The organism is Kitasatospora sp. NBC_01300 (assembly GCF_041435235.1).
Taxonomy (GTDB): domain Bacteria; phylum Actinomycetota; class Actinomycetes; order Streptomycetales; family Streptomycetaceae; genus Kitasatospora.
The window spans coordinates 7,343,565-7,363,976 of record NZ_CP108408.1; the positions used below are offsets into that span (position 1 = coordinate 7,343,565).

The 20,412-nt window shown below is 75.3% G+C and carries 18 protein-coding genes; 8 read left to right on the forward strand and 10 right to left on the reverse strand.

Annotated features, from left to right (window positions below; translation table 11 throughout):
* Window position 1: 1 nt before the first annotated feature.
* Complete coding sequence (locus tag OG556_RS31720) at window positions 2-2,524, reverse strand: cytochrome P450 (protein WP_371522199.1); 2,523 nt, start codon at window positions 2,522-2,524, stop codon at window positions 2-4.
* A 340-nt stretch (window positions 2,525-2,864) separates the two neighbouring features.
* Between OG556_RS31720 and OG556_RS31725 the strand changes: the two genes are divergently transcribed.
* The 4 genes from OG556_RS31725 (at window position 2,865) to galE (ending at window position 6,649) form a co-directional block, all read left to right on the forward strand.
* Window positions 2,865-3,602, forward strand: a complete 738-nt coding sequence (locus tag OG556_RS31725) for a sigma 54 modulation/S30EA ribosomal C-terminal domain-containing protein (protein ID WP_371522201.1) — start codon at window positions 2,865-2,867, stop codon at window positions 3,600-3,602.
* Between the two features lie 91 nt (window positions 3,603-3,693).
* Window positions 3,694-4,125, forward strand: a complete 432-nt coding sequence (locus OG556_RS31730; protein ID WP_063350641.1) for a hypothetical protein — start codon at window positions 3,694-3,696, stop codon at window positions 4,123-4,125.
* 776 nt (window positions 4,126-4,901) lie between these two features.
* Complete coding sequence (locus OG556_RS31735; protein WP_371522203.1) at window positions 4,902-5,540, forward strand: hypothetical protein; 639 nt, start codon at window positions 4,902-4,904, stop codon at window positions 5,538-5,540.
* Window positions 5,541-5,632: 92 nt separating this feature from the next.
* Window positions 5,633-6,649 (forward strand): UDP-glucose 4-epimerase GalE, encoded by a 1,017-nt coding sequence (galE, locus tag OG556_RS31740; protein ID WP_371522205.1) that lies wholly within the window; start codon window positions 5,633-5,635, stop codon window positions 6,647-6,649.
* A 38-nt stretch (window positions 6,650-6,687) separates the two neighbouring features.
* On the opposite strand, the gene OG556_RS31745 is transcribed toward galE, so the two are convergent.
* Both OG556_RS31745 and OG556_RS31750 read right to left on the reverse strand, forming a co-directional pair.
* Window positions 6,688-7,389: a transglycosylase SLT domain-containing protein gene (locus OG556_RS31745; protein WP_371522207.1), complete on the reverse strand. Its 702-nt coding sequence runs from the start codon at window positions 7,387-7,389 to the stop codon at window positions 6,688-6,690.
* Between the two features lie 84 nt (window positions 7,390-7,473).
* Window positions 7,474-7,680, reverse strand: coding sequence for an antitoxin (locus OG556_RS31750; RefSeq protein WP_280680643.1), 207 nt, complete (start codon window positions 7,678-7,680; stop codon window positions 7,474-7,476).
* 259 nt (window positions 7,681-7,939) lie between these two features.
* Between OG556_RS31750 and OG556_RS31755 the strand changes: the two genes are divergently transcribed.
* Together OG556_RS31755 and OG556_RS31760 are read left to right on the forward strand one after the other, a co-directional pair.
* Window positions 7,940-8,515 (forward strand): DUF6542 domain-containing protein, encoded by a 576-nt coding sequence (locus OG556_RS31755; protein ID WP_371522209.1) that lies wholly within the window; start codon window positions 7,940-7,942, stop codon window positions 8,513-8,515.
* Entirely contained in the window at window positions 8,508-10,100 is a 1,593-nt protein-coding gene (locus OG556_RS31760; protein ID WP_371522210.1) for an LCP family protein, read from the forward strand. The genes OG556_RS31755 and OG556_RS31760 overlap by 8 nt, the downstream gene beginning before the upstream one ends.
* Window positions 10,101-10,173: 73 nt before the next feature.
* Here OG556_RS31760 and OG556_RS31765 read toward each other — a convergent pair whose 3' ends face one another.
* Both OG556_RS31765 and OG556_RS31770 read right to left on the reverse strand, forming a co-directional pair.
* Entirely contained in the window at window positions 10,174-10,626 is a 453-nt protein-coding gene (locus tag OG556_RS31765) for a hypothetical protein (RefSeq protein WP_371522212.1), read from the reverse strand.
* A 66-nt stretch (window positions 10,627-10,692) separates the two neighbouring features.
* A complete protein-coding gene (locus OG556_RS31770; protein WP_371522214.1) occupies window positions 10,693-11,949 on the reverse strand; it encodes an MFS transporter in 1,257 nt (418 codons plus the stop codon).
* Window positions 11,950-12,085: 136 nt separating this feature from the next.
* Here OG556_RS31770 and OG556_RS31775 point away from each other — a divergent pair, with 136 nt between their 5' ends.
* Window positions 12,086-12,529, forward strand: a complete 444-nt coding sequence (locus OG556_RS31775; protein WP_371522216.1) for a winged helix-turn-helix transcriptional regulator — start codon at window positions 12,086-12,088, stop codon at window positions 12,527-12,529.
* 42 nt (window positions 12,530-12,571) lie between these two features.
* On the opposite strand, the gene OG556_RS31780 is transcribed toward OG556_RS31775, so the two are convergent.
* Window positions 12,572-13,819 carry a DUF6777 domain-containing protein gene (locus OG556_RS31780; RefSeq protein WP_371522218.1) on the reverse strand — a complete coding sequence of 416 codons (1,248 nt, stop codon included), beginning with the start codon at window positions 13,817-13,819 and terminating at the stop codon, window positions 12,572-12,574.
* Window positions 13,820-14,298: 479 nt separating this feature from the next.
* On the opposite strand from OG556_RS31780, the gene OG556_RS31785 reads away from it, so the two are divergent.
* Window positions 14,299-15,681, forward strand: coding sequence for a streptophobe family protein (locus OG556_RS31785; protein ID WP_371522220.1), 1,383 nt, complete (start codon window positions 14,299-14,301; stop codon window positions 15,679-15,681).
* Between the two features lie 21 nt (window positions 15,682-15,702).
* Here OG556_RS31785 and OG556_RS31790 read toward each other — a convergent pair whose 3' ends face one another.
* The 4 genes from OG556_RS31790 to OG556_RS31805 form a co-directional block, all read right to left on the reverse strand.
* Window positions 15,703-16,077, reverse strand: a complete 375-nt coding sequence (locus OG556_RS31790) for a DUF1304 family protein (protein ID WP_371522222.1) — start codon at window positions 16,075-16,077, stop codon at window positions 15,703-15,705.
* A gap of 53 nt (window positions 16,078-16,130) precedes the next feature.
* Window positions 16,131-17,123 carry a serine/threonine-protein kinase gene (locus OG556_RS31795; RefSeq protein ID WP_371522998.1) on the reverse strand — a complete coding sequence of 331 codons (993 nt, stop codon included), beginning with the start codon at window positions 17,121-17,123 and terminating at the stop codon, window positions 16,131-16,133.
* 98 nt (window positions 17,124-17,221) lie between these two features.
* Window positions 17,222-17,812 carry a hypothetical protein gene (locus OG556_RS31800; RefSeq protein WP_371522224.1) on the reverse strand — a complete coding sequence of 197 codons (591 nt, stop codon included), beginning with the start codon at window positions 17,810-17,812 and terminating at the stop codon, window positions 17,222-17,224.
* Window positions 17,813-17,941: 129 nt separating this feature from the next.
* Complete coding sequence (locus OG556_RS31805; protein WP_371522226.1) at window positions 17,942-20,350, reverse strand: FHA domain-containing protein; 2,409 nt, start codon at window positions 20,348-20,350, stop codon at window positions 17,942-17,944.
* Window positions 20,351-20,412: the final 62 nt, after the last annotated feature.

Consider the following 20,412-nt stretch of genomic DNA (forward strand, 5'->3'; position numbering starts at 1 on the left):
GCTACGCCCGAGGGCCGTCCTTCACGAGGTAGCGGTCGCTGGTGCTGGTCCAGGCCTGGACGCCCTCGATGAGCTCCCGGGTGCCGTCCAGGTACCAGCGCCCGGCCGGGTGGCGGCGGCGCAGGTCGCTGCGCAGGGCTTCGTTCTCCCGCCGCAGCCGGGCGACCCGGGCGCGGACGGCCCCGACGGCCCGGCTGCGGGTGCAGCCGCGGATCCGTTGCAGGGTGAGGACGGTGTTGAAGGCGGCCGCGCTCTGGCGTTCCTCCCGCTCCAGTGAGTACAGGTCGTTGATCAGCGTGGCGGCGTCGGCGGTGTTGGCACGCAGCCGGTGCAGTGCGGGCTCCGCGTGGAGGGCGGCGGGGGCGTCGGCGCCGTGGACCCGTTCCAGTATGTTCATGAACGGGTAGAGGCAGCTGCCATGGCGGCGCAGCCGCATGGTCTCGGGCAGTCCGAGGGCGGGGACGGTGCCGCGGGCGCGGTGTTCGGCCTCGGCGGGGAAGGTCTCCAGACAGGCCTGCCACTCCCGGGCGGCCCGGACGCGCCAGTTGCGCGACATGCCCTGCGCCTGGCGGCTCCACAGGTCGTGCCAGGCGCGGAGCAGGTGGTCGCCCGAGCGCGGTGCCGGGCCCTCGCCGACCGGCGCGGAGACACCCGTCCGATCGGCCCCGGTGCGGCGCAGGGCGTCGATGAGCGGGTCGACGACGGCGCGGGCTTCGGCGGGGCGGCACCCCGGCGGGCCGTCGAAGCGGTCGTCGAGGATGGTGAACCAGCCCAGCATGTCCACCAGCAGGTCGAGGTTGGCGCCGTGGGCGCGGGGGAAGGCGTGGCCGATCAACTCGTGCAGGGCGTAGGCCCCGTAGCGGGTCATCTCGGGCGGGGTGAGGAGGTTGCGGCCGACCACCCAGGCGGCGTGCCGGGCCGCGGCCGTGCGCAGTTCGCCGGACCGCTGCGGGAGTTGGGGCGCGGCGGGGGCCGTGGCGGAGGCGCTCATCGGGCAGCGGGCCGCCGGCGCGGCCTCGACGCGCGCCCGGTCGTCCCCTGCCCGGTCGTTCCCCACCCCGTCGTCCCCCGCCGGGCCGTCCGCCGGGCCGTCCGGCGGGCTGTCCGGGCGGGCCATCCGGGCGCCGCGCGGGGCCAGCCGCACGCGCAGCCCGTGCGCCTGGACCGTCGTCCACACCACCTCCCGGGCCCGGGAGTCGGGGACGGCCACCGGCCGCCAGCGGCGCAGGATCGCGGCCGCCGCGACCGTCAGCTCGGCCCAGGCGAAGGCCTCCCCGATGCACTTGTGCTTGCCGGCCCCGAACGGGAGGAAGGAGTGCCGCCCGACCCCGCCCGACTGCCAGCGCTCCGGGCGGAAGCGCAGCGGGTCCGGGTAGCGGTCCGGGTCGCGGTGCAGTGCGGTGAGGCTGTAGAGCAGTTCGGTGCCGGCCGGGATCCGGTACGGGCCGAGGTCCACCGGCACCTGGGCGGTGCGCATCAGGAAGGCGTTGGGCGCGTGCAGCCGCACCACCTCCTGGGTGACGCTGCGGGTGTAGGTGAGCCTGGCCAGCGCCTCGGGGGTGGGGGCGGCGCCGGCGGGCAGGTGCTCGTCGAGTTCGGCGAGCACCCGGGCCTCCACCTCGGGGTGGCGCAGGAGTTCGTCGAGGAGCCAGGTCAGCGTGGTGGAGACGGTCTCGGTGCCGGCGCCGAACATGGTGATCGCCTCGGACCGGACGTCCGCCTCGGTGAGCGGCCGGCCGGTGCCCGGGTCGGTGGCGGCGCGCAGCAGGGCGGGCAGGGTGCCGCCCCGCTCGGCGGATCGGGGGCCCGTCGGCCTGACGGCCTGGTCGACGACCTGGTTGAGCACCCGGACGGCGGCGTCGAAGCGCCGGTTGACGGGCAGCGGCAGCCGGGCGAGCGCCGGGTGCGGGTAGAGGGACTGGACGATCTGGCCCTTCACCAGGTCCGGCAGGGCCTGGTGGAAGGCCAGGGTGGCGTCCTCGCTCAGCCGGGCGTCGAACAGCGAGCGGGTGACGATCTCCAGCGCGAGGTGGTTCATCTCCTTGGCCACGTCGAGGACCTGCCCGGGGTGCCAGCGCCCGGCCCGCTCCTCGGTGACCTGGTGCATCACGGCGACGTACTCGGCCATCCGGTCCGGCCCGAAGGCGGGTTGGATGATCCGGCGGCGGTCGCGGTGGGCCTGGCCCTCGGACATCAGCAGGCCGTCGCCGAAGGCCGTCTTGAGGGTGTCCTGGACGGCGCCGCGCGGGCAGTCGTAGGCGAGGGCGACGAGCAGGGTGTGGACGAGCGGGGCGTCGGTGACCACGCAGACGGTGCGCGGCCCGAGCCGGATCCGGACGACGCCGCCGTGCCGGGAGAGCGAGCCGAGGAAGCCGAGCGGGTCGCGCAGCAGGGCGGCGGCGTGGCCGAGGCCGGGAACCGCGCCGGGGGCGAGCGGGGGGACGGCCGCGCGGGTGGTGCGGGGTGCGGTCGGTGCGGTTCTCGGGGGGAGGCCCCGTTGCCGCGTCTCGGTCAGCAGGGTCATGTCAGTACCTCTCATCAGAGGAGCCGGTGCGGACGATACCGGGGGCCCCGGCGGGCCGGCCGGGAGGTGGGGGGCCGGCTCGCGCGGATCCGCGCGTGCCCCGGCTGGAGGGGCGCACGTCATGGCAAACGCGCCGGTCCGACGGGCGTTGCGCCGAACGCGGGCGGATCACTCCAACGGTCGATCATCCGCACTGGCTCCGACCGCCCCGGAACGTGGTGCTGACCTGCGGTGAAGGCCCCACCGGAAAGTTCCGGGCCGGGCCCCTCGCGCAGGGTCTTTGGACCCTCGCCGCCCGGCCGCCCGAGGGCCAGCATGGTCCAGGAGAAGGAGGACCCTGATGACCAGTCTGCGCCACCGGCCCGCCCTCGACGTCCGGGTGGAGATCCGCGGCGAGCTGCCGCGCGAGGACGCCGAGTACGCCCGGGCGCAGGCACTGGACACGGCGGTCGGGCTCGGCCCCGGAACCCGCGCGCTGCGCATCCGGCTCACCCGCGTGCGCGACCGGGCCATGGCCCGGCCCGCCCTCGCGCAGGCCGACGTCGACCTGGCCGGCGTCGGCCCGGTCCGGGTGCAACTCGCCGCCGCCACCGCCCGCGAGGCCGTCGACGTCGTCCTGGGCACCCTCGCCGGCCGGGCCGGCCGGCTGCGCGAGCAGGGCGACATCGGATTCGCCGCCGCCCACGAGAGCGCCTACCGCCCGCAGTACGCCGCCCGCCCGCTCGCCGAACGGCGGATCGCCCGGCGCAAGGAGGTCGTCCTCGCCCGCCGCACCCCCGAGCAGGCCACCCGCGAACTGCTCGCGCTGGACCGGCCGTTCCACCTCTTCGCGGACGCCGCGACCGGCCGGGACGCGCTGGTCCACCGCTGCCCGCTCAGCGGCGCGCCCGGGGCGGGCCGGTCCACGGGCGTCGACCCGGCGGGCCCGCTCGACCTCACCGAGGCGGCCCGGCGGCTCTGGCTGACCGGCGGCCCGTTCGTCTGCTACGCCGACCCCGGCGACGGCCGTGCCCGGGTGCTCTACCGCCGCTACGACGGCCACTACGGCCTGATAACGCCGGTAGCGGAGCCTCGTTGACGGGCAGGAGAACCACCGGGGCGGGCCCACCGGCCCCGATGGCCACGACCGCCACGACCGCCACGACTTCCACGACAGGGGAACCGGGACCATGGACTGCGACGAGGTCATGCTGACCGTCCGGATCACCGCCGCCGAACGCGCGCTGCTGCGGGCCCTCGCGCGCGGCCACGGCGGGGACGTCTCCGAGGTGGTGGTCGACGGCCTGCTGGAGGTCATCCCCGCGCTGCACGACGACGCCTCCGCGCTGCCGCTGCGGCGCGTCCTGGCCCGGCCCGCCCCCTGCGCCCTGACCCTCTGGCTGCCCGCCCCGATCGCGGACCTGCTGCCGCTGCTGGGCGAGCGGATCGCCCGGACCGGCGGCCCGTCGAGCGGACCGGCCAGCGCCGCGCTGTCCGCCGCGCTGCGCCTGTGGCTCGCCGGGGACCGGGCGGGGCTGGCCGCCGGGCTGGCCCGACTGCACGGCGGCTGCGCCGGCGGCCGGGCGGCGGCGCAGCAGGCCCCGGTGCGGGCGGCGGCCTGACCGCTGGTCGACGGAGCGTCGGCCAGCGGCCCCAGCTGGCATGTCCTGGGCGGGAATTGGCCAGTTCAGGACTCTGTTCAGGGCCCCGTGGCACGCCCTAGCATTTCCGTCACGGCCGTCTGAGCCCACGCCCCGGGACTCCGGCCGGGTGGCCGCCACCACCCCGTTGCCGGGGAGCGCACACCCCCCGAGTGCGCTTCCCGGCACCGTCGCGTCCGGGGCCGCCCCCGGGGTCTCCCGGCCCGCTCTCGGTCCGCGCCTCCGGCGCCGTCCGCTCCGCGCGACCCGGCCCGCCGCGCGCAAGCGGGCCGAATTCCGCAAGAGGTTTTCGTTATTCCCGTGCGGCCCGCCGCTCTCCTGAGTGCCGGAAGGTGCGGGCGCCGCTCCGCGGGACGCCCGCACCTCGTACGAGGAGGGGAAAACGCGATGGGACGCCGGAGCGCGGAGCCGCGCCCTCCGTAGCGGCAACTCGCCTTCGGCATCGGCCGGTTAACTTCACGTCAGGTGGCGGCGCGCTGGTGCTCGGGCTCGACGGCCGCTGGTACTACGGTGGTCGGCTAGGGCTGGTCCGACGGTTCTCGCAGGGCGCGAACCGTCGGACCAGCCCCGGGGGAGTTCCAGCAGCCCGAACGGCCGGCCGTGCAACAACCGGCCGCTGCTGAAGGCCTCCTGAGACCGTCCGGCGGCGCCGGGTGCGGGCGCCGCCACCACCCGGCGGCCGCCCGCACCCGGCGTCACCGCTCCCTGCCCCTCACCCCTCACGAGGATTGCCCGCCATGCGAACCCGCCCCCTCGTCGTCGCCCTCGCCCTCGCCGGTGCGGCCGTGCTGCCCGCAGCCGTGCCGGTCGCCGCCCACGGCGACACCGTCCACCTGGACGTCTCCGGCCAGCGGAACGGCCGCGTCAGCACCGTCGCCACCTGGGAGAACGACCACGACCCGGTCACCGGTGAGTTCACCGGCACGCTGGCCGCGACGGCCACCGACGGGCGCACGGTCGGCCCCTGGCGCCTGGTCGCCGTCCCGGGCGAGCCGGGGACGTACACCACCCGGGAGATCCTCCCGGCCGGGCACTGGCGGGTGAGCGTCGACTGCGCGTTCCCCTCGCCGGGGCACGGCGAGGGTGAACTCGACGTCGAGGCCGCGGTGGTCGGCGATCCGCCGCTGCCGGGGGCGACGGGCGCGACGACCGGCGCCCCGGCCCCGATACCGGCGCCCGCATCCACGGCCACACCCACTCCCACACCCACGGCCCCGACCGCCCCGACGGTCGCCGACAACGCCGCCCGGGCCCGTTCCGACGCCCGCGACACCCCCTCCGACACCACGCCCGACGCCGCCGCCTGGGCCGCGATCGGCACCGCCGTAGCGGCCGTCGTGCTGGTCGCCACCGGCTTCTGGCTCCGCCGCCGCTGAGCCCGGCGGCGGAACCGTCGAGCGCGAACCACCGTCCCAGAAGTCACCGGGCGCCACCGGGCGCCCGGCCGACCGCAAGGGAGCGTCCGCGCATGAAGAAGGTCCTGATCACCGGCGGCGCGGGATTCATCGGCAGTTCGGTGGTGTTCGCCCTCCTCGACCAGGGCATCACCCCGGTCATCCTGGACGACCTGTCCAAGGGCCGGGCCGAGTTCGTCGAGGGCAAGGTGTTCTACCAGGGCGACGTCGCCGATGTGGCCCTGCTCGACCGGATCTTCGCCGAGCACCCGGACATCGACGCCGCCGTGCACTGCGCGGCCAGGATCGTCGTCCCGGACTCGGTGGCCAGGCCGCTGTTCTACTACCGGGAGAACGTCGGCAAGACCGTCGAACTGCTCGACGCCCTCCAGCGCCACGGCTGCACCCGCGTCGTCTTCAGCAGCTCCGCCTCCATCTACGCGCCCACCCCGGACGCGCGGGTCGACGAGAGCAGCCCGGTCGAGGCCAACAGCCCCTACGCGCGCACCAAGCTGATGATGGAGCAGGTGCTCCAGGACTGGACCAGGGGGGAGGGCGCCGAGCGGCAGCGGGTCATCTCCCTGCGCTACTTCAACCCGATCGGCGCCGACCCGCGGCTGCGCACCGGACTCCAGGACCTCAACCCCACCCACGCCCTGGGCAAGCTGATCGAGGCGCACACCAACGGCACCCCGTTCACCGTCACCGGCGTCGACTGGGCGACCAGGGACGGCTCCGGCATCCGCGACTACGTCCACGTCCGGGACCTCGCCGAGGCGCACGTCGCGGCGCTGCTCCGCTTCGACGAGGTGATCGCCGAGGGCGCCGAGGACCGCTACCGGGTCATCAACGTGGGCACGGGCGACGGCACCACCGTGCGCGAGCTGATCGCCGCCTTCGAGCAGGCCGTCGGCGCGAAGCTCGACGTCCGCGAGGCGGGCCCCCGGCCTGGCGACGTGATCGGCTGCTACGCGGCCGTCGACACCGCCCGCGAGCTGCTCGGCTGGCAGCCGCGGCGGGGCATCGCCGAGGGCGTCGCCGACGCGCTGGCCTGGCGCGCGCAGTGGGCCGCCCGCCTCGGCGCCAGCTGATCCCCGGAGCGGTCTCCCCGGGGCCCGGGGAGACCGCGCTACTGGACGGCCGTGCCGGACTTGGCCCAGTTGTCGTGCAGCCGGTCGAGGTAGGACTGCGCCTGGGAGCCCACCTTGACCCCCCGGGCGAAGGCCAGCATGTTGCCCGCGCCGGCGTTGTAGCCGAGGGCGAGGAGCTCGTCGTGGTTCAGCGGCGCGCTCGGCCGCGCCGGGAGCTGCCCGGCCAGGTCGTGCAGGTGCCAGGCGGCCGCCTGGACGGCCAGGTCGCGGTCGTCCGGCAGCTCCTCCCACTTGCGGTCGGCGAAGGGGCGGCCGGGTTTGGTGTCGTCGAAGGCGGCGCGGTGCATGTTGGCGATGCCGAACGAGGCTTCGGGCTTGCCGCGCTGCCAGGCCCGTTCGAGCTCCGGGTCGTGCGGCTTGTAGGACTCGTTGTAGAGGATCGCCATCAGCAGCTGCGGGTCGACCCCGGCCTCGGCGGCGTAGCGGCGCACCGGGGCCGCGTAGTCGGCGGGGTCGTAGCGGCCGGACGGCTTCGACGGCGCGGTCGCGGCGGGCCCGGACGGGGAGGGCGCGGACGCGGAGGGCGCGGCACCGTCCGGGGAGGGGGTCGCCGACGGGGAGGCGTCGGACGACGCCGTGGTGGGGTGGTCGCCGCCGTGGACGATGCCCCACCCGGCCGCGACGAGTACGCCGACGACCAGCCAGCGCCCCCAGCGCGACCCCTGCTGCCCCTCGCTCATCGCTGCCGACCCCTCCCCGTGCGCCCGTGTCCTTGTTCGACCGTCGTACTGTCGATCGTGCCGGCGACCGCGCCCGGTGGCAGGCTACTCGGCCGGCTTCTGCTCGCCGTCGAGGTTGCGCAGGAAGCCCTTGGCCTTCTCGACGCCGGTGTCGATCTGGCCGCTGTACTTGCCGTCCGTGCGGTCGTCGATCACGTCGCCGACCTTGTCCAGGCCCTGCCCGAGCACGTCGCTGTGCTCGCGGGCGAGGTCGGTGGCCTTGTCCGCGAGGTTCTTCAGACTCTCAAACATGGTGACGCTCTGCTCCTCTGACGCGTTCCTGATGGTGTGCCGACGTGGCGGGGGATCATGACCATCCTAACGACGGCCCACCGGGCGCTCGGCCGCTGCCGGAGGACGGCGGGTGACTTTGCTGAAATGGGTTTGTATGCTCCAGCCCAGCTTCTACAGCACTGTAGAAGTTGGGAACCGCCACCAGGACGGAACGCGTCCCGGCACGCACAGCGGCGCGCACGCGCCGCGGCAGCCGAAACGAGCGAGGGAAGTGCGCATGGCCGGGCAGCGGGCGAGAACGCCGTACCAGGACGCGGGACCGCGCACCGAGGACCCCGCCCTGCCCGCGCAGCGCTCGCGCGCGGCCGACCGGGCGGAGCCCGCCGCGCCGCCCGCCGCCCGCCCGCCACGGACCGGGGCCTCCCGCCGCCGGCCGCAGGCCCGCCGGGGCGGCCGGCTGCCGGTGCTGCTCACCGCCGTCGGCCTGCCCGTCCTCGGCGGTGTCGCGGACGAACTCGGCGGCCCCGGCGTCGGCGTGCTCTTCGCGGTCGGTGCGGTCGGCGGGACGGGCGCCGCGGCGGCGCTGTGCAGCCGGGCCGGCCGCTGGTGGGTCGTCACCGCGGCCCCGCTCGTGGTGCTGCTCGGCGCCGCCGGCATCGAGTACCTGGCGAACCGGGACGCGTACCAGGGCAAGCAGCTCGGCACCGGCGCGCTGCGGTGGGTGGTGGGGGCGTTCCCGGTGATGGCGGCGGCGGTGGGGGTCGCGCTGCTGGTCGTCGCGGTCCGCGTCGCGCTCGACCGCCGACGGCCCCGCAGTGCGGGCACCCCGGCCGGAAGGAGCCGTCGTGGCTGAACGCGCCGCCCGCCTCCGCCCGCGCGGCCGCGGCCCGCGCCGGGGCCCCGCCCCGCTGACCGTCGCCGGGCGCACCCTCGCCTGCGCCGTCTCCGTCGCCGTCCTCGGCGCCAGCGGCTTCACCTGGTACGAGTACCGCAGTCTCGACGACGGCATGACCAAGTCGACCGCGCTGAGCGAGGCCAAGAAGAACGCCCCGCCCCACCTCGACAAGTCCGTCAACCTGCTGCTGATCGGCCTCGACAGCCGCAAGGACATGGACGGCAACGACCTGCCCAAGCAGTTCGTCGAGGACGAACTGCACGCCGGGTCGAGCGAGATCGGCGGCTACAACACCAACGCCCTGATCGTCCTGCACATCCCGGCCAACGGCGGCAAGGTCACCGCGCTGTCCGTCCCGCGCGACGACTACGTGCAGACCGCCGGCGCCGACGGCAAGATGCACAAGATCAAGGAGGCCTACGGCATCGCCAAGGTGGCCGCCGAGCAGAAACTCGCCGGCAAGGGGCTCTCCAAGGCCGACCTGGAACGGCAGAGCCGCGAAGCCGGACGCTCCGCCACCATCCAGACCGTGCAGAGCTTCCTCGACGTCCCGATCGACCACTTCGCCGAGGTCAACCTGATCGGCTTCTACGACATCGCCAAGGCCGTCGAGCCGATCCAGGTCTGCCTCAACCACCCCGTCGACGATCCGATCGTCGCCCGCACCGCCGCCCACGAAGGCGGCGGAACCGGCCTCAAGCTCCCCGCGGGCATCAGCTCCCTCGACGCCGCCCAGGCCCTCTCCTTCGTCCGCCAGCGCCACCACCTCGCCAACGGCGACCTCGACCGCACCCACCGGCAGCAGGCGTTCATCTCCTCCGTCGAGTACCGGCTCAAGCAGCAGGGCATCCTCAACGACTTCGGGCAGATGCAGAAGCTGTTCGGGGTGGTGAAGAAGGACGTCGTCATCGACAACGAGTGGAACATCCTCGACTTCGCCCAGCAGGCGCCCAACCTCACCGGCGGGAACGTCGAGTTCAACACCCTGCCGATCACCGGGTTCAAGACCGTCGGCGGGCAGGAGGTCAACACCGTCAACCCGGAGCTGATCAAGAAGATCGTCCGGCAGCTGTTCAACCGCGAGCCCGCCCCCGTCCAGGCCGTCCCCGCGCCCACCGAGACGGCCGCCGAGACCGCCACCCCCTCGCCGTCCGCGGCCTCCCCGACGGCGACCAGGGCCGTCGTGGACGTCAACGCCGTCGCGGGCGCCGGCGCGGCCGCCACCGAGTCCAAGGCCCTCACCGAACTCGGCTACCAGCCGGGGAGGATCGGCGACGCCGCCGCCAGGACCAGGGCCACCACCGTCACCTACGGCAGCGGCGCCAAGGCCGACGCCCAGCAGCTCGCCGCCCGCTACGGCGTCACCGCCACCGCGGCCGCCGTCGTCGCCCCCGGTCACATCGTCGTCACCCTCGCCGTGACCCGCACCCCCAGCCCCACCGCCGCCGCCACCGGGCCGGGCGACGCGGCCACCGACCCCGCCGCCGGCCTCCCCATGCAGGGCCCCGCCGTCAAGGCGGGCGGCATCCCCTGCGTGGACTGACGGGCGGCGCCGGGCGCCGTGCGGCCGCACCCGCGAGGCGGCGGGCGAACCGGCCCGGCGGCCGGACCGGCCGTCACGGGAGGGGAGTGCGGCCCCGGGCGCGCTGGACGAGCAGGCCGACCAGCCACAGCAGGACCGCCGTGGCGCCCACCGCGGCCAGCACGTAGGTCGCGGGCATGTCGTCGTTGGGGTAGTGGTCACCGGCCACGCGGACGGTGGCCGGGTCGTCGGCCGCCGCCTCCAGCGGGACGGTCATCCCGACGTGCGGCTTCTCGACCCGTTTGAGGCCGAGCGCCGACGTGCGGTAGTCGCGATCCCCCACCCGGTAGGTGACGGTGTAGAGCCAACCGCCCTTGCGCAGGGCCACGGCGCCGACCGTCCCGTCCACCCGCAGCGGCGCGGCGTCTATGCGGCTCGCGGCCCGCCACTGCGCGGACGCGGCGAACAGGCTCCAGCAGAGCACCAGCAGCGAGACCACCGCGCCCGCCAACGGAAGGGACCACACCCGGCGTAACACTGCCTTCATGGCCGGGACGATACCCGCCCCGTGACGTGCCGTCGGATCAGGGGGAGGAGCGGTTCGGGGGTTGCGTCAATTCTGCTTCCTGGCAAGCCAGTAGAGCAGTGCGGCCAGACTGGTGGCCGCGCCGAGGAGGCAGACGGCCGTCCAGCCCCAGCGCTCGTAGACGACGGTGGAGCCGATCGCGCCCGCCGCGCAGCCGGCGGAGTAGAGGAGCATGTACCCGGCGGTGAGCCGGCTCTGCGCCTCGGGGCGGACCTGGTACAGCAGGTGCTGGTTGACCACGTGTACGGACTGCAGGCCGTAGTCGATCACCACCATGGCGAGCACCAGCCACCACACCGAGTGCGGCAGCAGGGCCGCCGGGATCCAGGCGGCGAGCATGGCCGACAGGCCGATGCCGGCGGTGCGTTCGGCCCGACCGAGGTCGGCCTGGCGGCCCGCGTGGCCGGCGCCCAGGGCCCCGGCGGCGCCGGCCAGGCCGAACAGCCCGATCTGGGTGTGGCTGAGGTTGAACGGCGGGGCGGCGAGCGGGAGCACCATCGGGGTGAGCAGGACGGTGATGGAGGTGAAGGTGAGCAGCGCGAGGACCGCCCGGGCGCGGAGCACGGGCTCCTCGGCGAAGAGCGTGAACACCGAGCCGATCAGCCGGGGGTAGCTGATCCGTGCGGTCTGCGAGGTCTGCTCGGTCTGCGCGCTCTGCCCGGTTCGAGCCGACGGCCGGTGGCGTTCGGCCGGGAGGACGACCGCGACGGCGAGGGCCATCGCGCCGGTGGCGACGGCGGACACCACGTAGACGGCGCGCCAGCCGGCGAGGTCGCCGATGGTGCCGGCGACGGTGCGGGCGAGCAGGATGCCGACCACGATGCCGCTGGTGACGGTGCCGACCACCCGGCCCCGGTCGGCGGGCGCGGCGAGCGAGGCCGCGTACGCCACGACGACCTGGGCGACCACCGCGAGGACGCCGACGGCGGCCATCGCGGCGAGCATCAGCGACGCGGAGGGGGCGAGCGCGACGGCGGCGAGGGCGAGCACGGAGAGCCCGAGCTGCGCGGTGGTGAGGGTGCGGCGGTTGACGCGGTCGCCGAGCGGGACGAGCAGCAGCAGGCCGAGCGCGTAGCCCGTCTGGGTGAGGGTGCCGACGAGGCCGATGGTGGCCGGGTCGATGCCGTGGTCCGCGGCGATGAGGTCGAGCAGGGGCTGCGAGTAGTAGACGTTGGCGACGGCGAGGCCGCAGGCGACGGAGAGGAGCCAGGCGGCGGCGGGTGGCAGGCCGCGCGGGGGCGCTTCGGCGGTGTCGGCGGCGGTGGCGCGGGCGGGCGAGGTCATGGGCGGGTCTTCCTGGTGGCGGGCACGACCGACTGGTTTCAAAGTGCTACCACGTCACCCTGGCATATTCTGGTTTCAATAAGCAACCACGAGACTCGCCGATAGGCTGGGCGCCGACCGGTGGAAGGTGGGAGAAGTGCCGAAGCGCACCACGCACGAGGAGTCGACCTGCCCGGTCGCCCGCCCGCTCGACGTCGTCGGCGACGGCTGGACGCTGCTGATCGTCCGCGACGCCTTCGACGGGCTGCGCCGCTTCGGCCAGTTCCAGAAGAACCTGGGCCTCGCCAGGAACATCCTCTCGGCCCGCCTCGCCAACCTGGTCGCCAACGGGGTGTTCGAGCTCGCGCCGGCCGCCGACGGCAGCCCGTACCAGGAGTACGTGCTGACCGAGAAGGGGCGCGCCCTCTTCCCGGTGATCACCGCGCTACGGCAGTGGGGCGACCAGTGGTTCTTCGCGGAGGGCGAGCCGCGCGCCCGGCTGGTGGAACGCGGGACGGGCGCGCCGATCGAGGCGATGGAGGTCCGTGCGGCCGGCGGCCGGGTGCTGGGACCCGAGGACGCCGAGGTGCTGCTGCCCTGAGGCACGCCGCCATCGGCGGGCGGTGCCGGGGAGTCGGGCGGCTCAGCTGGGGGTGGCGCTCCCGGCCGTCGAGGTCTTCGGGGATTCGGTGATCGTCGCGGTGGTACCGGGGGTGCCGGGGGCGGTGCCGTTGGTGGCGTTCGTCGTGGTGGAGCCGGTCGTGGTCGCCGGGGCCTTGGTGCTCGGTGTCCGGGCCGGTGTCTGGGTCGGTGTCTGGGGCGGCGTCTTGGTGGTGGAGGACCCCGTGGACGAGCCGGTCGGGGGCCCGGTCGGGGAGCCGGTGGACGCGGACGAGGTGCCGGTCGTCCTGGCCGTCCCGGGCGGGGCGCCCGAGGAAGTGGACGACGTTGCCGAGGCGGAGCCCGTCCCGGTGGAGGCCCCCGAGGAGGTCGCCCCGGACGAGGTCGAACCCGAGGTCGTCGCCGAGCCGGACCCGGAGGTCGCCCCGGAGGACGATGCGGAGGTCGAGGCCGTGCCCGGCGGCGTGGTGGGCGTCATCTTCCCCGGCGGCGGGACGCCCGGCGCCAGCGGCCCCTTGGGCGGTCCGACGTTCCGGTCGACCACGTCGGTCCGCCCGGTCAGCCGGGAGAACCAGCCGCCCGTCTCGATGTTCACCAGGATGATCTCGGTCACCGGCTGCGGCGCGGGCACCACGACGACCAGCGTGGTCGGGTGGAACCCGGCCCACGCCGTCCCGGTGTACTTGGCGTCGCTCACCAGCACCGGCGGCTTCAGCGGGTTGCCGCAGGAGCAGCGCACCCGGGGCACGCCCTGGGCGTCCACCAGGACGGCGGTGCCGGCCTGGAGCGCGGACTGGTACTCGACGACGGCGCCGCTCCTGTAGCTGTGGTTGGTGACCCGGGTGTCCACCCGCAGGTAGGCCGAGGTCAGCGAGCGCAGGTAGGACGGGACGCCGGACTGCCGGATGCCCGCGGCGGAGGCCCAGGCGCGGCCGGCGTCCCCGCTGGAGACCATCCCGATCAGGCGCTCGGTGTCGCAGCTGGGCCTGGTCATCGTCCCGCCGTACAGCCCGGCGGAGCTGCCCTCGACGCTGTGGATCACCGCCGGGGAGGCGGTCGTGGACCGGCCGCCCGGCCCGGACTGCGGCGCTTGGGCCGACTGCGGCGCCTGTGCGGACCGCGGCGCCTGGGCAGGGGCGGGGGCGCTCACCCCCTGGGTTTCCACCGATGGGGTGAACGGGTCCGGCCCCGGGTCGGCCGGGGCCTGGAGGGCCACCTCGTTGGCGACCGGCACGGTGTCGTGGTGATGACCGCCACCTTGGCTGTTCACGATCAGCACCGTGGCCACCGCGGCCACCGCCAGCGTGCCGGAGGCCAATGCGAGCCCCCGCCCGGAGCGCCACCACGGCGTGTGCGGCCCCCGGCCGTCCCCGGAGGGCGGACCGGGCGGACCCGGCGGACCCGACGGACCAGACGGCCCGGACGGAGGACCGGACGTACCGGACGGGCCGGATGCCCCCGACGGCGGCCCGAACTGCCCGCCGCCCGACGGGGGACCGGCCAGCGGGCCGGACGGCGGGCCCTGGGGCGGTTCGCTCGGCGGGCCGGACGGCGGCGGTTGGGGACTCATCGAGGCTCCGTTTCGCAGGCGGCCGACGGACCCGCCGACCCGGGAAGCTCCTGCCACTGGCCTCCATTTCCCCCCGGCCCCCCACCCGCCGCAACAGCAGGTGCGGGAGCCGTCGCCGAGCGTGCCCGCCTGCTGTCGGCCACCCTGGAACGCGAAGCCCGATGCACCGAGGAGGCGCCATGCAGCAGCCCACCACCCGGGTCGCGGGCCCGCCCGGCGCCCTGCGCGGCTGGCTGGACGCGCTCGCCGTGGTGCTGGCCGGGTTCGCCGCCATGGCGGCGGTGGCCGCGCTCGGTCTCTGGCTGGCCGGCGCCGACGACCTCCCGGGCGGCGGCTTCCCGGCCGTGCTGGCCGGGGCGGTGGTGCTGGCCGTCGGCGGAGCCGTCCAACTCGACGGTGGGGCCGGGCAGTTCGCCGCGGTGGATGCCGGGATCAGCGCCATGCCGCTGTCCGTCTCGCTGGCCGGCGCGGTGGTGATGGCCGAAGTGTTCCTGCGGCAGCTGCGTTTCCGCGCGGTGGCCGGCAGCGGCGAACTGCTCGGCCGGATCGCCCGCACGGTGGTGATCTGGCTGGTCGCCCTCGCGCTGCTCACCCTCGGCGCCCGGCACACCTTCGACGTCCCGCTCGGCGGCGACCTGGCGCAGACCATCGGCGGCGCGCTCGGGCTCACCCCGGAGGTCGGCTTCCACGCGGACGCCCCGAGCACGGTCGGCATCGGGCTGGCCTGGCTGCTCGTCGTCCTCGCGGGCACCTTCGCGGTGTCCCGGCGGGCGCCGCTGCCGCGTGCCCTGCTGCCCTACCAACTGGCCGTCCGCCCGGCCGCGTTCGCGCTCTGGATGGTTCTGCTGGCGTACCTGGTGATCGGGCTGGCGGCCGGGGTGCTGACCGCGATCGTGCACGGCAACGCCCGGCAGACCCTGGCCGTGCTGCTGCTCGCCCTGCCCGACCTGGTCTGGCTGGCCTTCGGCGTCGGGCTCGGTGCGCAGTGGCACGGGCGGCTCAGCGGCGCGCTCGGCCTGCCGGTGCCCAGGCCGCTCGCCGAGGTGCTGCGGGTGCCGGACGGGCAGCAGGCCACCATCAGCCTGGGCACCCTTGCCGACCAGGACGCGCGCAGCTGGTGGCTGCTGCCGCTGGCCGCCGTGCTGCTGCTCGCGGCCGGCTTCCTCGCCGCGTACCGCTCGCCGCGCACCGTCCGGCTCTGGCAGCACGCCGTCCGGTTCGCCCTGGCCGGCGCGGTGACGATGCTGCTGGTCGGGCTGTGGACCAGGGCGGACGCCGACTACGGGCTGTCGGTGCTCGGTGTCGGCGTCGGCCAGGGCGGCCTCGGCGACCTGATCGGCTCGCTCCTCGGCGGCGCCAACCCGCTGGCCGGCCTCGGCAGCGGCAGCCTCACCCTGCGCCCGGTGCTGTGGACGGCCGTCCCGCTGGCGGCGGGCTGGGGCCTGCTGACCGGCGCGCTGGGCGCCCTGCTGGCCGCCCGCACCGGCCGCCGGGGCGAGGTCCCCAGCGGCGATGTCCCCGGCGGAGAGGCCTCGGGTGGCGAGACCCCTGGGGCGGGCTGACGGCTGCCGGGCGGCGCGCGCTCAGAACGCCTCGGCGATGAGGATCGCCGCCGCCGGCAGCGCCTGGGCGAGGGCGCCGCGCCAGACCTTCGGCTCCGAGGCGAGGAGGGTGACCCCGCCGGCGACCATGAACGCGGCGACGTAGCTGATCACGGCGCGGCCGGAGGCGGCGTGCCCGGTGTGCAGCAGGACCAGTCCGGCGACCAGGCCGAGCGCCAGGAACAGGTTGTAGAAGCCGACGTTGAAGCGCCACAGCCGGACCTCCGGCGCGTCCGCCGTGCTGCCGGTGAGCAGGAAGCGCACCCGTGGGTGGCCGTACAGGAAGCTCTCCAGCGGCCACGCGAGGAGGTGGACCGCGGCGGCGATCACGGCGAAGACCTGGCTCACGGCGTTCATGGCGGTCGGCTTCCTGAGGGTCGGCTTCCTGGGGGCGGGGGGCGGTACGGCGCTCACCACGGCGGCGGGTGGACGACCGGGGCGGCCCACGCGGGCGGCTCGGGCACGACGGCCGCCGCGGCGAGGCCGGGGACGACCGCCTGGACGACCCGGGTGGGCGGCCCGTGCCCGCCCCCGCTCCACGCCCTTGGCACGGCGCCGTGGCCGGGCACGACGGCGGTGGCCGCGCGCAGCTCGGCGACGAACTGCAGGCAGCTGGCGTAGCGGTCCTGGGGGGCCTTGGCGAGCGCCCGGGCGACCACCGCGCCGACGGCGGCGGGCAGGTCGGGGCGGTGGTCGCGCAAGGTGGGCGGCGGGTCGTTGAGGTGCGCCCAGAGCAGCGCCACGTCGCTCTCCCGGCGGAACGGCGGGGAGCCCGCGAGCATCTCGAAGACCACGCAGCCGAGGCCGTACTGGTCGCAGCGCCCGTCCAGCGGCTTGCCGGAGATCTGCTCGGGCGCGGCGTAGTCCAGCGTCCCGACGATCTGGCCGACGCTGGTCAGGCCGCTCAGCGAGAGGGACTTCTTGGTGAGGCCGAAGTCCGCCAGGTACAGGTGCTCGGGGTGCTCGCTGTCCGTCCCGGCGGCGACCAGCACGTTGCCGGGCTTGACGTCCCGGTGCACCAGGTCGTGGTCGTGCGCGGCGTCGAGCGCGGAGGCGATCTGCAGGGCCAGTCGGACGGTCCGCTCGGCCGGGAAGGGGCCGCCCCGGTTCATCAGCCCGCGCAGGTCGCCGCCCTCGACGTAGCGCATCGCGATGAACAGGATGCCGTCGTGCTCGCCGGCCTCGAACACCGGGATGATGTGCGGGTGGTCGATCGCGGCGGCGGCCTCGGACTCGTGCATGAAGCGCTGCCGGAACACCTCGTTGCGGGCCAGCTCGGGGGCGAGCAGTTTGACCGCGACGGTCCGGCCGAGCCGCAGGTCCTTGGCCCGGTACACCACGGCCATGCCGCCGCGGCCGATCTCGCGCTCCAGCCGGTAGCCCGCGATCCGGCGCCCGACCATGCCGGCCGGCAGGCCGGGTGCGGACGGCCGGTCGGGGCGGTCGAGCTGGTCGGCCTGGCCGGCCTGGCCGGGGCGTTCGGGGGGTCGTTCGGCCCGGGTCACGGCACGCCCGGCCGGGTGGGGGTGTACGGACCGGGTGCGGGCCCCGGCGGGGCGGCGGGGGCGGGCGACGGGGCGGGGGGCGGCGATGGCGACGCCCCGGGCCCCGGCCGGTCGGTGGCCGCGTACGTCTGGAGCTGGAGCCCGTCGCAGTAGCACCAGCGGTCGCGCACCGCGTCGAACACCCAGAGCGCCTCGGCGTCCACGACCAGGCCGATCCGCAGGCCACGGGTCCGCTCCCGGAAGGCCTCCAGGTCCAGGGCGCCCGCCGCGAGGTCCTCCAGCAGGCCCCGGTAGCGGGCCACCGCGGCCCCGGCCTCCACGAGCGCCGGGCGCGGGTCCGCCGTCCGGGTGGGCGGGCCCCCGGCGGTGGGCGGCGGCTCCGGGAGGGCGACCAGCAGGCGGCCGTCGACCCAGGCCGTCCAGCCGTTGGAGCAGAGGATCTGCGCCCAGTCGCCCTGCCGGGCGACCACCCGCACCGGCAGCAGCGCGTCCAGCCGGGTGGCGGGCCGGGCCGGGTCCGGGGCCGCCCAGGTGGCCATCCCGGCCGGCGGGGCGACGTGGGTGGGGCGGAACGCGAACTCGTCCATGGGCGGCTGCATTTCCTCCGCCGCGCGAGCCCGCGGCTGCGCGCGGTCATAGCGATGGGACTCGCACCACAGGTCGCTTCCCACTGTACCGGCGGTGGTCGGCCGGGGCCCGGGGCCGCTGTTCGGGACTCAGCGCCGCATGATCGCGGGCTCGTGCCGCCGCAGCAGGGCCAGCACCAGCAGCCCGTACCCGACCGCGAGGCCGGGCAGCACCGCGATGTCGAGCAGCCAGCCGGCGCGCTCGTGGCGGAACATCGGGTCGGCGGTGATCGCGCTCGGGAAGATGCCGTGCAGCTCGACGGTGCGGGCCATCGCGGCCATGCCCCAGCGGGACGGGATCAGCCAGGCGAACTGCTCCAGCCCGGGCACGCCGTGCAGCTTGAGCATCAGGCCGCTGAAGACGATCTGCACCACCGAGAGGAGCACCAGCAGCGGCATGGTGGCCTCCTCCTTGTCCACGATCGCCGAGACCACCAGGCCGAGCATCATCGCCGAGAACGCCAGCAGCGCGACCGCGATGATCAGTTCGGGCAGCTGCGGCATCACCACCCCGGTCGGCACCGCCCAGGAGAGGTCCACCCCGGCCAGGCCGACCACGGTCAGCACGACGGCCTGGGCGGCCGTGACCGTGCCGAGCACCACCACCTTGGAGACCAGGTACGCCGATCTGGACAGTCCGACCACGCGTTCCCGGCGGTAGATCGCCCGCTCCTTGACCACCTCGCGCACCGAGTTGGCGGCGCCGGTCAGCAGGCCGCCGATGCACAGCGTGAGCAGGCAGTTCACGGCGTTGTCCGGGGTGAGCCGGGAGCCGGCCATCACCCGGCACATCAGGCCGATCACGAAGGGCAGCGCCACCATGATGGTCAGGAACAGCCGGTCGGCGGCGAGCACCGCGGTGTACCGGCGCACCAGGGTGCCCAGTTGGGAGAACCAGCCCTGCGGCTTCTCCCAGCCGATCGGATCCCGCCCGGCCGCCGGTGCCTGCGCCGGGCCCGCTGCCTCCGGCGCTCCCGGTATTCCCGGTGTCTCCGCTGCTCCCGGTGTCGCGGCCGGCGTCAGGGGCACCGCCTCGGCGGCGACGTACCGCTCGTACTGCGGGGAGCTGCGGAAACGGCGCTGCCAGGCCTCGTGGTCCTCGCTCTCGAAGGCCTCGAAGGCCTCCGGCCACTCCGCGAAGCCGAAGAACGCCAGCGCCTCGCCCGGCGGGCCGTAGTAGGCCGTCCGGCCGCCGGGGGCGAGCACCAGCAGGCGGTCGCACACGTTCAGGCTCAGCACGCTGTGCGTCACCACGACCACCGTCCGGCCGTCGTCGGCCAGCCCGCGCAGCATGTGCATCACCGAGCGCTCCATGCCCGGATCCAGGCCGGAGGTCGGCTCGTCGAGGAACAGCAGCGAGGGCTTGGTGAGCAGTTCCAGCGCGACGCTGACCCGCTTGCGCTGGCCGCCGGAGAGGCTGCCGATCACCTGGTCGGCCCGGCCGGCCAGGCCCAGCTCCTGGACCACCTCGACGACCCGGGCCTCCCGCTCGTGCTTCGCGGTGTCGCCGGGGAAGCGCAGCTCGGCGGCGTAGCCGAGCGCGCGGCGGACGGTGAGCTGGGTGTGCAGGATGTCGTCCTGCGGCACCAGGCCGATCCGGCGGCGCAGTTCGGCGTAGTCGCGGTAGAGGTCGCGCCCGTCGTACAGCACGGTGCCCTCGTCGGCGGGGCGCAGCCCGGTCAGGGCGTTGAGCAGGGTGGACTTGCCGGCGCCGCTCGGGCCGGCCACCGCCAGCAGCGCCTTCTCGGCGAGCGGGAAGCTCACGTCGTCCAGCAGCACCCGGTGGTCGGACCCGACCCGGACCACCAGGTGCCGCACGTCCAGGGAGATCTCGCCGGTGTCGGTGTACTCGACCAGGTGGTCGTCGGCGAGGCAGAGCGCGGAGTGGCCGATGCCGACGATGTCGGCCGGGCCGACCGCCGCCCGCTGCACCGGGCGGCCGTTGTGGTAGGTGCCGTTGTGGCTATCCAGGTCGACGATCTCGTGGCCGCCGTCGGGCAGTTCGCGCAGTTCGGCGTGGTGGCGGGAGACCACCAGGTCGTCCAGGACCAGGTCGTTGTCGTGCGAGCGGCCGATCCGGACCGTGCGGCCGGGCAGCTGGAGCACCGAGCTGGGGCTGCGGAAGGTGCCGGAGGCCTGCGGGGCGAGCAGGGAGGGCCGCTCGCCGGGGTCGGGGCGGGGCAGGCCGGCGAAGGTCGCGGACGGGCCGTCGGCCGGGTCGCCGAAGCGCAGCCGGGTGCCGGGGCCGATGTCCTCGCGCTCGACCCGGCGGCCCTGGTCGTAGGTGCCGTTGGTGCTGCCGGCGTCCTCCAGCAGCCAGTGCCCGTCGGCGGCCCGCAGCACGGCGTGGTGCCAGGAGACCCGGGGGTCGTCTAGGACGACCTCGCTGGTCGGGTCGCGGCCGAGGTGGTAGGCCAGGGCCGGGTCGATCAGCAGCGACCCGGTGTCGGTGACCAGGACGAGGGGCGGCGCGGTGGGTGCGCCCGGGCGCTCTCCCATGCTGGGCATTCTATCGCCGCAGCAGTCCAGCGGCCTTTCCGGATCCTGGGATTGGACTGGAC

Bases quoted from the DNA above. Each gene is read 5' to 3' on its own strand.
- OG556_RS31720 (WP_371522199.1), bottom strand. From the start codon at position 2,524: ATGACCCTGCTGACCGAGACGCGGCAACGGGGCCTCCCCCCGAGAACC.
- OG556_RS31725 (WP_371522201.1), top strand. From the start codon at position 2,865: ATGACCAGTCTGCGCCACCGGCCCGCCCTCGACGTCCGGGTGGAGATC.
- OG556_RS31730 (WP_063350641.1), top strand. From the start codon at position 3,694: ATGGACTGCGACGAGGTCATGCTGACCGTCCGGATCACCGCCGCCGAA.
- OG556_RS31735 (WP_371522203.1), top strand. From the start codon at position 4,902: ATGCGAACCCGCCCCCTCGTCGTCGCCCTCGCCCTCGCCGGTGCGGCC.
- galE (WP_371522205.1), top strand. From the start codon at position 5,633: ATGAAGAAGGTCCTGATCACCGGCGGCGCGGGATTCATCGGCAGTTCG.
- OG556_RS31745 (WP_371522207.1), bottom strand. From the start codon at position 7,389: ATGAGCGAGGGGCAGCAGGGGTCGCGCTGGGGGCGCTGGCTGGTCGTC.
- OG556_RS31750 (WP_280680643.1), bottom strand. From the start codon at position 7,680: ATGTTTGAGAGTCTGAAGAACCTCGCGGACAAGGCCACCGACCTCGCC.
- OG556_RS31755 (WP_371522209.1), top strand. From the start codon at position 7,940: ATGGCCGGGCAGCGGGCGAGAACGCCGTACCAGGACGCGGGACCGCGC.
- OG556_RS31765 (WP_371522212.1), bottom strand. From the start codon at position 10,626: ATGAAGGCAGTGTTACGCCGGGTGTGGTCCCTTCCGTTGGCGGGCGCG.
- OG556_RS31770 (WP_371522214.1), bottom strand. From the start codon at position 11,949: ATGACCTCGCCCGCCCGCGCCACCGCCGCCGACACCGCCGAAGCGCCC.
- OG556_RS31785 (WP_371522220.1), top strand. From the start codon at position 14,299: ATGCAGCAGCCCACCACCCGGGTCGCGGGCCCGCCCGGCGCCCTGCGC.
- OG556_RS31790 (WP_371522222.1), bottom strand. From the start codon at position 16,077: ATGAACGCCGTGAGCCAGGTCTTCGCCGTGATCGCCGCCGCGGTCCAC.
- OG556_RS31795 (WP_371522998.1), bottom strand. From the start codon at position 17,123: ATGGTCGGGCGCCGGATCGCGGGCTACCGGCTGGAGCGCGAGATCGGC.
- OG556_RS31800 (WP_371522224.1), bottom strand. From the start codon at position 17,812: ATGGACGAGTTCGCGTTCCGCCCCACCCACGTCGCCCCGCCGGCCGGG.
- OG556_RS31805 (WP_371522226.1), bottom strand. From the start codon at position 20,350: ATGGGAGAGCGCCCGGGCGCACCCACCGCGCCGCCCCTCGTCCTGGTC.